Genomic DNA, 15,494 nt, shown 5'->3' with positions numbered 1-15,494 from the left:
AAGAACGAAAAATCCCGATCAAGATGATGAACACTGAAAAATTTATTATCTATGCTTGTCCAGTCGGAGAACTCAATGAACAAATCAATTTTTATTTCCAAAAAAGCCAAGAACGCTGCGGAGAAAATCCCGCCCATCACTATATGCCCCATTGTTCCCTGACTGGATTTTTTAACGCCAATCCAAACACGATTCCTGATTACTTGAACAGTCTTGATCAAACCTATCATCAATCTCAAAATCTCTCTTTAGATATAAAAATTGTGCAGATGATGTTCAAACCGAAGTGGCATGGTTTAGAATTAAAAGCATCGGGTTTACAACACCTAATCGCTAACTTTGCTGAAATTATGCACCATCAACCCATAGAGGAAAATATTCGACTCAAAGACTGGCTTCATATTAGTTTTGCCTACAAATTTCAATCCCAACACCATGAAACCTTAAAAAAACTGGCTGAAAAAATGATTAACCCTGAATCTCTAACTCAATGGGAATTACGATTTTATCAAAAACATTCTAACGGTTGCTGGACTTGTCTACAATCTTGGCCTCTATAAATTAAACCTTATCTCTAAAATCCTTAATTGTAATTATGATTCAATTCCAATCCACCATGAAACTTAGCTTTGAACAAATCATTGAAATCCTTAAAACTCGGGGTAATGAACAATATGGTCAAGAAAACGTTAGTCAACTCGAACACGCCTTACAATCTGCCACATTAGCCCAATCTAATCATGCTTCTTCTGAACTAATCACCGCTTGTTTATTGCATGACTTCGGACATCTCATTCATCAGTGGGGAGAAGATGCCGCCATACGCGGAATTGATGATCGCCATGAGTATTGTGCCTTGCCTTTTCTCAGCTTATTATTTAGTTCGGCAGTGACTGAACCCATTCGTCTTCACGTTGCCGCTAAACGTTATCTTTGTATCACAAATTCCGAATATTGGCAAACATTATCCCCCGCGTCTCAACACAGTTTGAACCTACAAGGGGGAATTTTTTCGCCCGATGAAGCAACCACATTTATTAATCATCCCTATGCAAAAGATGCCATAAAGCTGCGAATTTGGGATGATCAAGCCAAACAAGTCAATTATTCAACTCCGAGTTTAGAAGACTTCATACCGACTCTCCAGGCTTGTCTAAAGTCCTAAAATCCGGGAAAATAGGAAGAACTGATCAACTCTCTCTCAATTTCTTTAAATTCGGTCTAATATTCCGGGTTAGACTAAATTTTTAGAGAAAAGAGAGAGAAGCACAAATTTTAGTCATATCACCCTTTATTTCCGACTTTTTTTATCAATGAAAAACCTTTCAAAAATCACTCATATTATTTACGATTTAGATGGTTTACTGTTAGATACAGAACCGCTTCATGCCAAAGTTAACCAAATGTTAGCGAGTCGTTATGATAAATTTATCGAGCCGGCTTTAATGTGTAAATTGCGAGGTCGAAAATCCCATGATTCCGCAAAACTCATTATTGAAATGCTCGAAATTCCCTTAACCGTTGAAGGGTATCTTACCGAAAAAGATGCGATCATTTATCAATATTATGCCAATGTTCCGCCCTTAGAAGGTGCAGTTGAACTCACCCAAAATTTAGCGGCACATCACATTCCTCAAGCCATCGCCACCAGTTCGAGTAGTCGTCCCTATGCCGCCAAAACTCAAAGTCATCAGCAATGGTTTTCGATGTTTCAATGTATTATTCGAGGTGATGATCCTGAACTCAAACAAGGCAAACCTGCACCCGATATTTTCTTACTCGCCGCCCAACGGTTAGGGGCTAAACCAGAGAATTGTTTAGTATTTGAAGATGCCTTAGCCGGAGTTGCCGCAGCCAAAGCAGCAGGAATGGCAGTGGTAGCTGTTCCGGCAGCAGATATGGATCAACAACTCTATCTCGAAGCTGATCAAATTCTCAATTCTTTAAGTGAATTTCAACCCGAAGACTGGCAATTACCCCGTTTTAATTCATCAGTAAATGCTTCTAAACTTTGAGAACTCGATAAATTAAAGAAGTGATCACTAATGCGGTTCCTAAAGCCAATGCAGGCGGAACAAATGGAATCCATAACCCTTGTTCAATCAGGAAAATATAACCATAACGATGCACAACCCAAAGCATCGGCACCGCCACCCCAACCGCAATAACAGGACGGAACCAACGGGCGAGTAAACCGCCAACTAACGCCCAAACTAAAATCCAAATATCCTCTTTCCAATTCGGCCACCATCCTAATAGTTGTCGTCGATCTTGAACCGCACTGATTAATTGGGAAATCATGTGACCCTGAAGAAAAACTTCAGACATTTCTCCATAGGGAGTATTATAAATAGTCTGAAATTCTGAATCACTCGTGCCAATTAGAACAATCTTATCTTTCACTAAAGCCGGATCAATTGAACCATTTAAGACTTCAGTTAGGGTTGTTTTGGGTGCAATTTCACCGCCTGTCGCCCGATAGTTTAACAACAATTGTGCATGAGCCACATCAATAAGTTGATCATCGTAGATCGTCGTATTCATCGGCAAACGAGTCAGTGTGACATTACCCAACTCAAAATCTCGTCTTTCTTGATAAATTTCTTCGGTAATTATCCCCTCATCCGCCAAATAACGAAACGCCATCAGCAAATTAAAAGATAACTCACTTTGACAGGGCGAAATTTGCCGATCCTCTGGAGGTTCTAGACTCAACAATTGACGCCGAATAAATCCATCTGTATCGATAACCTGATCGCTAAATCCAATTCTATGTTTCCAATTTGCACCTTGAATCGCATGAGGAGAAGGGGCGCGACCCAAATCTAAGACATCTTCTCCGACATCACATTGACTAATAAATCGGTCATCATCTTTAAATCGATTAATTAACTTTTGATATTCGGGTTTAAGTAAATAATCTCGATAAAGGGTTAAGCCAATCACACGGGGTTCTAAGGCTGCTAATTTTTCGACCAATTGTTGGAGATAGCCATCATTAAGAGACTTATGTTTTCCCTCGTTAGGCGGTCGAATTTGAGTATTAACATCCTGGCGAGTAATATCAACAATTAACATTCGAGAGTCTAGCGTTTCTGTCGGACGCGATCGCATTAAATGATCAAAAGCTTTCAACTCTAAAAACTCTAACTGCCCAAAATCTCGAATAAAAATCACTAAAAAAGCTGCAATTAAACTCGCACAAACCGCCATAATAATGCGGAGAAATCGACGCCTTTGTTGGCGGTTCTTCAAGACTTTAGCTTCGGATATTTCCCGATCTTCAATCTCTTTCTTTTTCAATTTCGGTTGGCGTAAGTTCTGCCAACTCGGAGGTACATCTGCTAAGTTTTGAAAAATCAGAGGCAACCAAGTTGCGCCGGGTAATTCTTGATAATCTTCTAGTCTTTGTTGGGCTTGATACACTGATCCATATAAAGGTTTTCCCGTCGAATATTCTAGGAGAAACTCTTTTAAAAAAGACTGAGCCACCACATCCGGCACCGACTCCTGCATCACAATTGCAACCGGAATTTGCCGTTGAATCAACTCCTGGGCTAATCCCAACCCATCACAGGAATTAAAGACCGCAACCTTTAAACCATGATTAATCGCTTCTTTCAGGGTGTTTTTAAACTCATCCAGCCTTAAACTTTCTTTGTCACTCAGATAAATTCTACCTGTGGTTTCTTCTGTTTTACTATGTCCAGCAAAAAACAAAATATCCCAACCTTTGGGTTGGCGAAGTGTCTTAATAAACTGTGTTGAACGAGGCTGATGCAGAAACGTCACCTCAGCACCTTTTAACTTCCGAATTGCCTCTTGATCCGGTTGTAAATTTAGATTGCGTTTATCTCCAAAAACCGCCAAAATCCTGACTTTATTGGAGCGACTTGAACGTTTTATCGGCGTAAAATTAGCATTAAATCCCGGTAAAGTATAACCCAACCCAGTATGATATTCTTCGAGTAAATCCCAAACGTGCCAGGGTAACTTCCACAGTCGAGGATTTTTGGTTTGAATAACGAGGCGAATTTCATTTTCACCTTGAGCAAATTCAACCCTCAAACGTTCCCGAATACATTGCCATTTGGGAGTAGAAGATTGTAGCCATTTTTTCATGCGTTTTTCGACATCTCGCACCAAACGCTGACAGCGAGAAAAATCATCAACAGTCGAAGAATTGCTTTGAAAACTGTCATCAATTTCCCAAGCTTCTTCCGTTTCAGTGTTCAGACGCCGACTTGACTGACTCGCTCCTTGCAGACGCCGAAAACGAGTTTGCCAACTGACATAACATCCTTCTAAACCAGGGTTTGGAGGAAGTTGACCTTCGAGTTCAGCCAGAAGACAGTTATCATCGGTTTTGATCTGAAGCAAAACATCAAAGCCTTGCTCAAAACTACCATGACCAACCTTTAGTATTGCGACCTTGCCCATAGAGGCTATCCTATCTTATCGATTTGACTCTGCACACTGCACCCATTGGGGGTTATCTAAATGACACAACATTTTGATCTGTTGTTTTACAAGTCCCACTATTCCTATCTTTCAATCTATTGTACAGATAGCCAAAATCTATAGCAAATCTTAATTGTCAGGGGTTGATCGCAATTTTTCCTCTCTATTCTCCTGCATTGGGTACTTTTACCTGCATTTTTAAATTTCTTTCAGACAATCACCACTAGGCCAGAAAATCTTCTGTCACAATCGTTGAACCCAATTGCACTTGTACCTGAAAACCTGTTTCTGGGGGTGGACTAAAACGACGTCCAATGGTTCGATCCAAACCAGAACCTTGACGATCACTTCTCGTTTCTACCTGTAGGCGAGTTTCTCCCGACATCGACAACACCTTCAAAGTCAAACCCCCTGGTAAAACGGTTAAAGATCCCAGTGGTTCAACTTGTAGCCAGACTCCAATGCGGTTATTGGCTTTCGGCATAATTGCCACCATCAAAGCCACTTGCTGGGGGGTGCGTTGTGAGGTCAAATTGATCGCCCTCACTCGTTGAATTCCCCCTTGAGGATGATTGGGGTCTAGTTTACCTAAACTCAGTGCCGCTTGCCAACGGGTTTCTTCGTCTTCTGCGGTTGCCAAGAGTTCCGTTAAAGCGTTAATCGTTGTAGAATTGCTAACACCCATGTAACCTAAGTCGCCCGCCGCTTGGGCGCGAACCTCTTCGCTTTGATCAGATTGTAATAAGCGGATCACAGAAGTCACAGAATCTGGGCTGTCCACAACGGCTGTCTCTCCTCCCCGTAACGCCAGACTCGGTTCGGTTGGAAATAATAGCGTTTCTACCGTTTCCCAACCCGTTGTCACCGTATCTTGCAGCCATTGACGCAAATTTACCGAAGTGGGGACGGCTTCTGCCTGGGGGGATGATAGTAGATGTTCGAGTAACTCATCGGGCGATCGCAATTGTCTTAAAGATATCGAGTTGGTCGCCGTTTCCACAAAGCCTAACAATGTAGCTAATTCCTGTTCTAAGTCCAGTTCTACAATCACATAACCAATGCGATCGCTTTGCACCTCACGAGGAACCGAACAAGCTGTTGAGTTGAGATCTTCTTGAAGCTGAATTGGACGACATTCTAAACGACCTCGACCGACAACTTCCAAGTCTGCCACATCTGCATACAAACGAACAGAGGGGTTCCAACTATCTCCGGTTGTTAGGTTGGTAGGAATTCCCATAATTCGCAAATAGTTATTGACGATGCACACCGCCAGAGTATTGAGATAAACTTGAGTAGCTTTCTCAGAAGTCGGTTGTTGGGCGGCAAATTGTTCAGCTAATGATTTGGCTTGAGAAGGGATGAATAAGGGAATGGAGAAATCATCTAAGGTTTGCATAAATTGACTGATCATGATTTCCTTTTGGTCCGAGTTTTAGCAGGATCAATATACCCCTGAGAAGTACCAAATTCTCGCAAGAGGGGTAGACATTTGCGGTTGTAAAATTTCGGCAAATCTTTTGTTTCTGCGGGTGTGAGGTCAAAATCTGAGGCAATATCATTCCAGGGTGTTTCTGATGGAAATCGTTTCAGAAAGAGAACCTGACAGTTAATTTCAGGACAATTTCTAAAACAGGTTTTACATAACAGATGATCGGGATCTTGGTTGACCCATTCTGTGGTTTTTTCCCAAATTTCGAGAACGGGTTGAATATCCGGATCAGCCGCGACTCTCTCGATGGGATCTGTAAAGTTTGCTTCAGTATTGGATGGAGTAATTTGACGGTTTAACTGCCGATACTTACGGTCACGCCATAATCTCAGCCTTTTTTTCAAGTGGTTATCAAGCCAGGTAATCACACTGGCCCGTTCAGGATCGTATTCCTCTAAATGCCCACAGCAGTATTCCCAAGTTTCCTGAAGTGCGTCGTTATAATATTCGCTATTCTCTCTCCACAGCTTACCCGAACGCATAATTTTACGAATAATCTGATTGAGTTTTTGCCGACGTTCTACACTCTCAGGAGGATAGGTACAAGCCTCGGCAACGAGTTGACGGAGTTGAGTGTGTATGTTGTCCATAGACTGGTATTCAGTTATAGGAATTGCCGATATCTTTTTCGCAGATTAACCTTAAAAAAAAATTTTTTCCAGAGATTGCGAAAACTTACTTTTAGCGTCGCTATATCTTTACGAACGCTCTAACAACAGCTTCATCAGCTTTTACACAGCTTTTTGAACTGTCATAAGTGAGTTCCCCTAAAATACAGTGGCCCTGAACCATAAGCTGATCGTTGACAGAGTTTGACCATGATCGGGTATCCAATCTTTAGCAAGTTGCAAACTCCTTGATTATTAGCTTTGACGTTCACGGGTCACTTTTATTGAGATGAACTTTAGTTTTTCTATTATCTGCCAAAAGGTCTACTTTCACAATAGCCTTAAAATCACATTTTTAATAAAATTGAAATCAGATGACGAAAAATTAGAATCAATCTCAAATCAAAAAAGCGACTGCTCTCAGTTTGGAAACGCGATCGCAAACTCCAACCTACGGGAAAAGGGTTTCGTCAGGAGATTAGCCCCCAAACCGAATTGTGAATTTCACCCTCAAAAATTTTTTGACCGATTTCTGCGAAAAGTGAAATTGATCTTCGTATAACACTATAAAGCGTTCCCCGTAATACCTAAATTGGGGAGTTGCAAATTCATCGATTAATCTTCTCTCGGCTTGAGACTTTATAACTCAAATCGCTGTTTACTCATGCCTAAAAATAGAAGATTGATCTCAACTATTCCAATCTAAATCCAATTAACTTCATTTGTCTTCTAAGCATCAAGGACACATCTACTATGGACTCACTCAAAAACCGTAAAACTCTTTTATAAAATCAACTTTTAAGTTTCAATAATGTTGATGAATTAGATGATGATCGTGAAATAATAGCTGTATCTAAAATGGATGATATCGGTAATATTTCAGTGGTTTCTGATTTATCCGAAGTTGAGATTGCCGATGATCTAGATGACAATTTAGATGACAACTTTGATGATGATCTAGACGATGGAGTCGTTATTCAGCCTGTAAATTTACTCAATTTAGCTTACTACAAAGCCAACAACCCGGATCTAGCTCAACTTAGTGATGATCAATTAGTCTCTCATTTTCAAGTTTATGGATTAGAAGAAGGACGTGTATTTAATTCGATTATTAATCTTAACACCTACAGAGAACTTAATACCGATCTAGCGAATCTCAATAACAGAGAACTTTGTGAACATTTAATTGACTTCGGCTTAAGTGAAGAACGTTTATTTTCTCCTGTTGTTGATTTAAACTATTACCAACAAAATAATTCCGATCTTCCCGATGATTGGAGTTCTTCACAGTTATTGGAACATTTGACACAATTTGGATTAGATGAGAATCGTTTATTTTCTCCTCTCGTTGATCTAAATTATTATCAACAAATTAATTCCGATCTTCCTGATGATTGGAGTTCTTCACAGTTATTGGAACATTTGACACAATTTGGATTAGATGAGAATCGTTTATTTTCTCCTCTCGTTGATCTAAATTATTATCAACAAATTAATTCCGATCTTCCTGATGATTGGAGTTCTTCACAGTTATTAGAACATTTGACACAATTTGGATTAGATGAGAATCGTTTATTTTCTCCTGTGTTCAATATTCAAGACTATCTTGATGATAACTTTGAAGCTGTTACTAACTTCTTTGACTCCGAACTTAATGAAATCAGCTTGAAAGAAGTATTCCAATTTGCATTTGGTGTCGGTTTTTTTCAGGGAATTAACCCGATTTTATATGATGATGACTTAGATGACTTCGATGATGATGATGACTTCGATGATGATGATGACGACGATTTAGACGACTTAGATGATGATTCTGATGATGACTTCGATGATGACTTCGATGACGATTTAGACGATTTAGATGATGACTTCGATGATGATGATGACGACGATTTAGACGACTTAGATGATGATTCTGATGATGACTTCGATGATGACTTCGATGATGATTCTGATGATGATCCGTTTGAGGATAACGACGGTATAATAGGTCAAATCCCAGATGTAAATGTAGGTAACACCGATGATGATGACATTGTTGGCGATGACTTAGACGATGATTTAGACGACTTAGATGATGACTTCGATGACTTAGACGATGATTCTGATGATGACTTCGATGACGACTTAGATGATGACTTCGATGACTTAGACGATGACTTAGACGATGATTCTGATGATGACTTCGATGACGACTTAGACGATGATGATGATGATTCCGATGATGATTCCGATGATGATTTAGACGATGATGATGATTCCGATGATGATTCCGATGATGATTTAGACGATATTGATGATGACTTCGACTTATCCCGCCTAGTTAACCTTGAGTGGTATAAAGATGAATATCAAGAAGCCATAACAACCGATGAAGCCATCATTGATAATGACGATAATGGCGAGATCGATAACTCAGAATTAATTAACTATGCAATTAGTTCGGGTTTAGAAAAAGGTCAAAATCCCGCACCTTGGATAGATGTAGATAACTATCGAGAAAACCCAGAATATGCAGAGGATGTACTCACACATTACAATGTAAACTCACTCGATAATGTTAGCTATCGTGACACTTTTGAGTATATGTTTGACGAGGGTTTAGAAGCAGGTAACACACCCTGGACAGATGATTTCTATCAAACCTTTATCGCCGTCGATGATAACCGAATTGGCTTAACTGATTTCTACACTGTCACCTCAGTTGATGAAATTGGTATCCCTCAAACATTTACTTACCTCGTCGATAATGAGTTTGAAGTCAATGATGATTTTGGAATTGGCTAAACTCTCAATGTCCCAACGACTTGATTATCCTTAAAATCACTCTAACTGTTGATATGGGGGGTTTTTGCCCCCTATATAGTTTACTCAGTCGTAAGCGATCGGCTAGAAAAAAAAGATTTTAAGAAATAAACCCTAAAACCTGACTCGTTGGATTCGTATTAGAAAAAGCACACAGTAAAACATCATCTGTTTTTGCATCCAGCGATTCTAAAGCTTGAGGAGAAAGATCCATAATTCGTTCGGTTTCCGTGTTCGGACCCCAATCAATAATTCGCACAACAACCGCCTGATTATTTTTCGGATTTACAACCAGTAAATGACGGTTTTTCCAAAACTCCATTCCCGCTTGATAATTCCAGCGCATTGCACAATAATAATCATCATTGGGCAGCAACCGTAAGACTTCCCCGGTTAAAGTCGCTGTTTCATCATCCGCAATCAGTTGATCTTTTTTCCCCGCAAACCAAGCCACTTTTCCCCGAACAAACTTCTGACCTTTAAACTCAACTAATTCACCAAAAGGCTCTTTAATCTTCCCTAATTTTCGTCTTAAGGTTGGATTTTCCAAACCCCGAGATGGAATAGTATAGCCTTCCTGTTGTAAACCTGCATAAAATTGACTCCAGTTCGACGGATCTGAATGCGGTTCTGAACCCACTCCAAACGGCCCAGGATCGGCAATATTACCTTTATTAATGCGTTGACTTAAAAAGTGAGCTAATAACGCTCCTAACCACTTTAAACGCGGCTTTAACCATTCAGCTTGTTCTAAACAAGTCAGTTCTCCAAACTCTAAAACTAATTCAGCATCAGAAGTGCGAGTATACTTAAAACCGTAATAATTTCTCAAATTGGAAGTAAAATTATCTGGCATCCATTTAAACGGCCAATACTGAGAATAAAGTTCTTTCCAGGCTTTAGCCGCATCCTGATCGGTACGATCATCATACCCAATCGATGCACCACTGTTACAACTCGGACTAGACGCATCAAAATGAACAAAAACTGCTACTTTTACATCATACTTACCCCCTAAAAAAGCATCTTCACGAATGACCTTAACTCCCGCTTCCCGTAAAATTCTCGTCGCTTCATCTGCTACAATTGGAGTCCATTCCTGTTCACCCCCGAGCGGCCCATCAGCCCCAGTCGCCCCTGAAGTTCGTCCTTCGTGACCCGCTTGAATTAATACATCCGCTTGTACCATGTTTATCCCTTCACTTCTGCTTTTAACATGGTTCTACGGCTTTCCCTGTCCTCTCTCCGGATATCAAATTTAACAGAATTATGAATTACAAAAAGGTGAAGCCCTAACTTCAGCCTAGCAAGTTAGGGGACTTCACATTAGGGCTGTATGGTAGACGAGACGTTAGCAAAAGAAAAACAAAAGCAAGAATTAATCCCCAAAGTTGAAATCATTAATTTTCCGAATTTGGGTTCTTGGCGATTTCAGTTGTTTTTTGACTCAAAACTCGACAAACGCAGCCCGATTTTAATCATTTTTGGGTTTATTTATCTTCAGCAAACACAAAACGATAAAGTTCACTCGGATCAGGTTCAGAACTACTTTCAGCAAATTCGACTGCATCATCAACAACAGCTTGAATTTTATGGTCAATTTCCTTGAGTTGTTCAGCACTTGCTAAATTCTTTTCAATCAAGTAGTTGGCTAACTTTTTGATCGGATCACGAGAAAACCAAAAATCTTTTTCTTCTTGATCACGGAGTTCATCAGGATCAGCGAGAGAATGACCTCGGAAGCGATAAGTCAAAGCCTCAATTAACGTCGGCCCTTCACCAGCACGAGCGCGAGCAACCGCTTCTTTGGCGAGGGTATGAACGGCTAAAATATCCATTCCATCGACTTCATATCCAGGCATTCCAAAAGCCGGGCCTTTCTTATAAATTTCGGGATCAGAAGTCGCCCGTTCATGGGCCATACCAATCGCCCATTTATTGTTTTCAACTACAAAAATAATCGGCAATTTCCATAAAGTCGCCATATTCAGACATTCATAGAACTGGCCGTTATTGCAAGCCCCATCCCCAAAGAAACAGGCAGTGACTTGATCGGCGTTTTCATCACCGAGGGCTTCCCGGCGATATTTAGTTTGAAAAGCGGCTCCCGTCGCCACAGGGATACCTTCAGCCACAAAAGCAAAACCACCGAGGAGTTTGTGTTGAGCGGAGAACATGTGCATCGAACCGCCACGTCCTTTAGAGCAACCCGTTTCTTTCCCAAATAACTCAGCCATCACTTCTCGGGCGGGAACGCCTGCACTGAGGGCATGAACGTGATCGCGATAGGTACTACATACAAAATCTTCACCCGGGCGCATTGCTTTAATAATGCCACTCGACACCGCCTCCTGGCCATTGTAGAGATGAACAAAACCGAACATTTTGCCTCGGTAATACATCTCAGCGCATTTGTCCTCAAACAAGCGGCCTAAAACCATATCTTCGTAGAGGGTTAAGCCTTCTTCGTGGGTAATATTGGCGTGATCAGCCTCGAAAGTCGGTAATGTACGTTCGCGTTCAGAAACCATTATTGTCTTAGTACCTGTGTAGAAATGTTGTTAGATCCCAACCGACCCATGCCGGAGTGATAAAATTATGACTAATCATCACTATTGTAAGCTCACCCCTGCATCAATTCGGCGGCATTTGCACGAACCGGAGATTTGAATGTCGAGTGCGGGACTTGCTGCGACCCCTGAGTTTAGGCAGAATAACCCCGTATACGTTAGCACTTTCAATGCTGAACACGATATGTTTAGCGCGACAGAGGTTTTCTTGCACTATTTACAGAAAGATTCTGGTACACTAATCGGGTAGCAAAAATAACGAAGACCTCCTGAACTCTGGTTGTCCTGTATATCCAGGTCAAGGGGTGAAAGTTGTCAACAGGTCGATGAATTGAAAAGCTCAATAGAGTGTTTTCTAGAAAAATTCCTCATCTGAGACAAACTTCGCTAGTATAGCTACATCAGTCGCTCGCCGTTGGGGAAGTCGCCCGTGCGTATTCCACTCGATTATTACCGAATTTTAGGTTTACCAATTCAGGCTACTGCTGAACAGTTGAAGCAGGCTCACCGCGATCGCACCATGCAACTACCCAGACGGGAGTATTCTGATGTGGCGATCGGATCGCGCAAGCGATTGATTGACGAAGCTTATGGGGTGCTGTCCGATACGGATCAGCGTCAAGCTTATGATATGGGCTTCTTGGCTAAAACCTACGACACGGAAGACCCTGAAGCTTCAGCCCCTGTTCGCATAACTCTTTCCAAAAGCTCATCTTCTGGAACAGCTAATGATACTCATACACCGAGTATCGAAATTGATGATCAAGATTTTGTCGGCGCTTTACTGGTGTTGCAAGAGTTAGGAGAATATGAGCAAGTCATCAAGCTCACTCTCCCTTATCTCGGCAATGGTAGTATGGGCATCAAAGACGGTCGTTTTGGTGATCCCAACCTGATTCTGCCGGATGTGATTTTAACTGTTGCTCTGGCTTATTTGGAGTTGGGGCGCGAACAATGGCAACAGGGTCAGTACGAAAAAGCTGCCGTATCCCTCGAAACCGGACAAGAGATTTTGTTACAAGAAAATCTGTTTGCCAGTTTGAGAGGGGAAATGCAAGCTGACCTCTACAAACTCCGACCTTACCGCATTTTAGAACTGTTGCAGCAGCCAGATGAAAAAGTTGCTGAACGACGCAGAGGAATGCAACTGTTACGTGAAATGCTGCACGAACGGGGAGGAATTGACGGCCACGGCGATGATCAGTCCGGTTTGAGTGTTGAAGATTTTCTCCGCTTTGTCCAACAATTACGCCGCTATTTGACGACAACTGAACAACAGACGATTTTTGAAAATGAAGCCCGTCGTCCCTCGGCGGTAGCGACTTATTTAGCGGTTTATGCTCAAATTGCTCAAGGGTTTGCTAACCGACAACCGGCTTTAATTCGTAAAGCAAAATTGATGTTAATGCAGTTGGGTCGGCGCCAAGATGTGCATCTCGAAAAAGCAGTCTGTTCGTTATTATTGGGTCAAACCGAAGAGGCCAGTCGTGCTTTAGAGTTGAGCCAGGAACGGGAACCTATTGCCTATATTCGCGAAAATTCTCAAGATTCTCCCGATTTATTACCGGGATTGTGTCTCTATGCCGAACGATGGTTGCAAGATGAGGTCTTTCCTCATTTTCGGGATTTAGTCAATGGTTCTGTTTCTCTCAAAGATTACTTTGCTGATGAACACGTTCAATCTTATTTAGAATCCCTCTCCTCGGAAGTGGGAACTGCTAATGAGTGGGTCGTGGTACAACCCCGTCGTAGCAACCCTTCTAGCGGTACTGTCACGACTCCAAAACCGATGTTAGGCTCTCAGTCTCAAAGCCCATCTGTGAAAACGCCAACTTCCAAGTTAGGGGGAGCAAGTGCCGGAACGACAGCGGTGACATTGACTTCCTCAATGGCGGCTTCACCAACACCTGCAACGGGAGTGTCTTCCCCCTCGCCGTCACGCTCCTCGACGTTGAAAAGTGAGTTGTCAACCACCCAACCCCTGAGCGAATCGGAACTTTCTCAAGCTTCCCGACAGATGCCGCCGCGACTGAGTGAACCCATGCCGAGTAGTTCTAAGCCATCTGGGTCGGGGTCTAGTCGTTCATCTTCAACAACGGTATCTACTAGCCCTCCATTGGGTCAGGAGAGTTCTACGGAAGGACGAACGCCTGGAACACGACGCAACAACAACTCTACAAAGTTTGATCCTTCAACGCTTCGCCGTTTACTGCTACTGGGTGCGGCTAGTGTTCTGGGGTTATGGTTGGCTTGGTTAATTTTATCTGCTTTCTGGGGTTTAGTCTCTGGTGCTTTTGGAGGGGGTAATCAACAGGCAATGGTACAACTCGATCAGCCTCCTGTCGCCATACCCACGCCGGAACCTCAAAATCCTTTAACAGCAGAACTCACTCCCGAAGTTGCTCAACAAGTGGTTCAAAAATGGTTAGATACTAAGGCGGCTGCCTTAGGCCCCCAACATCAGATCGAAGCCTTACGAGAAATATTAGTTGAGCCCGCTCTAGCGCAGTGGGTGGCAATTGCCCAAAGTATTGAGTCTGAAAATTCTTATCGCAATTATCAACACAGTTTAACGGTCAATGATGTTCAGATCGATTCCAGCAATCCTAATCAAGCTTTTATTGATGCTCAAGTGAGCGAGACAACTCGGTTTTATCAAAATGGTCAACCTGTTGATTCTCGTTCTGAGACACTGCGAGTTAGATATCAGCTTGTCAAACAACAGGATCTCTGGCAAATCGAGGATTGGCGGGTTGTCCGATAAATAAATACTATAGCAGTCGTGGTTGGCAATTTAGAATACCCGCAATTCTGTCAATCCTAAATCTAGAAAGAGTTTGACTGCTGACCTCACGACCTCTGCTTTTAATTTACAGTTTACAGTTTTCTAGATAATTCTCAACTTCTGTAGAGATCCGTATGGGTTGGTCTGTTCTACAAAACCTGTACAAAACGTCGCATTACAACACTTTTGCACTGTTTGCTTCCTGTTTCAAACCAGGACTGTCGGCAGCACCCTGTCCACAGGCTGAAAATCGGCTGGAACCCAACCTATTATTGAGTTTTCAATCACAACTTTGGATCTCTACTCCACTATTTTCAGGAAATTTAAAACTGATGGCTTTACTCAGTTACCTTTTTACAGGCTGCCCACTAGACAAGAATTCTCTGGGATGTCAAGCCTTAAATGCTTTAATCGCTTGGTTTTCGCGTTTTTTGATTGTATCACATTCAGAAAATACCTTGAAGCCACTCAAAGTAACGCAAATCGTATACTAGATTACATCTCTACAGATTTTCGATTTTTGACTGTTCACTGATATAGCACTACGCAAATTGGTTAGGACATTTCTAAATTATGAAACCCTCTCAGGCGTGTGCATTCCTTGGCGGCTTACAAAGCCGCAGGGTCACACCGCTTTCATAGTCTGCTGTTCCCTAAGATTGCCAACTAAGTCTCGCCGGAAACCGCGCCCGCCGCAAGGCAAGCGCTGTTCCCTGTTCCCTCTCTTGGTGCGCGTTACGCAGAGCGGATTGAGAATCGCGCCTAGTCGCACC

General features: G+C 42.0%; 10 protein-coding genes. 5 read left to right on the top strand and 5 right to left on the bottom strand.

Annotation, left to right across the window (positions count from 1 at the left end; translation table 11 throughout):
- Positions 1-23 precede the first annotated feature (23 nt).
- The 3 genes from L8106_RS24720 (at position 24) to L8106_RS24710 (ending at position 2,015) form a co-directional block, all read left to right on the top strand.
- Positions 24-560: a hypothetical protein gene (locus tag L8106_RS24720; protein WP_071941447.1), complete on the top strand. Its 537-nt coding sequence runs from the start codon at positions 24-26 to the stop codon at positions 558-560.
- Between the two features lie 56 nt (positions 561-616).
- Positions 617-1,165 (top strand): phosphonate degradation HD-domain oxygenase, encoded by a 549-nt coding sequence (locus L8106_RS24715; RefSeq protein WP_009787245.1) that lies wholly within the window; start codon positions 617-619, stop codon positions 1,163-1,165.
- 148 nt (positions 1,166-1,313) lie between these two features.
- Entirely contained in the window at positions 1,314-2,015 is a 702-nt protein-coding gene (locus L8106_RS24710; protein ID WP_009787244.1) for an HAD-IA family hydrolase, read from the top strand.
- Here L8106_RS24710 and L8106_RS24705 read toward each other — a convergent pair.
- The 3 genes from L8106_RS24705 to L8106_RS24690 form a co-directional block, all read right to left on the bottom strand.
- Positions 2,005-4,440, bottom strand: a complete 2,436-nt coding sequence (locus L8106_RS24705) for a CHASE2 domain-containing protein (protein WP_009787243.1) — start codon at positions 4,438-4,440, stop codon at positions 2,005-2,007. The two genes, L8106_RS24710 and L8106_RS24705, sit on opposite strands and share 11 nt — an antisense overlap.
- Positions 4,441-4,684: 244 nt before the next feature.
- On the bottom strand, positions 4,685-5,875 hold the full coding sequence (locus tag L8106_RS29985; RefSeq protein WP_009787242.1) for a DUF1822 family protein: 1,191 nt from the start codon (positions 5,873-5,875) through the stop codon (positions 4,685-4,687).
- Positions 5,872-6,543: a hypothetical protein gene (locus L8106_RS24690; protein ID WP_009787241.1), complete on the bottom strand. Its 672-nt coding sequence runs from the start codon at positions 6,541-6,543 to the stop codon at positions 5,872-5,874. Before L8106_RS24690 ends, L8106_RS29985 begins: the two co-directional genes overlap by 4 nt.
- Before the next feature lie 876 nt (positions 6,544-7,419).
- On the opposite strand from L8106_RS24690, the gene L8106_RS32585 reads away from it, so the two are divergent.
- On the top strand, positions 7,420-9,348 hold the full coding sequence (locus L8106_RS32585; RefSeq protein ID WP_009787240.1) for a hypothetical protein: 1,929 nt from the start codon (positions 7,420-7,422) through the stop codon (positions 9,346-9,348).
- A 118-nt stretch (positions 9,349-9,466) separates the two neighbouring features.
- Here the strand turns inward: L8106_RS32585 and L8106_RS24680 are convergent, their stop codons facing one another.
- Both L8106_RS24680 and pdhA read right to left on the bottom strand, forming a co-directional pair.
- Positions 9,467-10,555, bottom strand: a complete 1,089-nt coding sequence (locus L8106_RS24680; protein ID WP_009787239.1) for a hypothetical protein — start codon at positions 10,553-10,555, stop codon at positions 9,467-9,469.
- Positions 10,556-10,856: 301 nt separating this feature from the next.
- On the bottom strand, positions 10,857-11,897 hold the full coding sequence (gene pdhA / locus L8106_RS24675; RefSeq protein WP_009787238.1) for a pyruvate dehydrogenase (acetyl-transferring) E1 component subunit alpha: 1,041 nt from the start codon (positions 11,895-11,897) through the stop codon (positions 10,857-10,859).
- Positions 11,898-12,366: 469 nt separating this feature from the next.
- On the opposite strand from pdhA, the gene L8106_RS24670 reads away from it, so the two are divergent.
- A complete protein-coding gene (locus tag L8106_RS24670; protein ID WP_009787236.1) occupies positions 12,367-14,700 on the top strand; it encodes an IMS domain-containing protein in 2,334 nt (777 codons plus the stop codon).
- Positions 14,701-15,494: the final 794 nt, after the last annotated feature.

Source organism: Lyngbya sp. PCC 8106, assembly GCF_000169095.1.
GTDB lineage: Bacteria > Cyanobacteriota > Cyanobacteriia > Cyanobacteriales > Microcoleaceae > Capilliphycus.
This window is presented reverse-complemented; position numbering and strand designations above follow the sequence as displayed.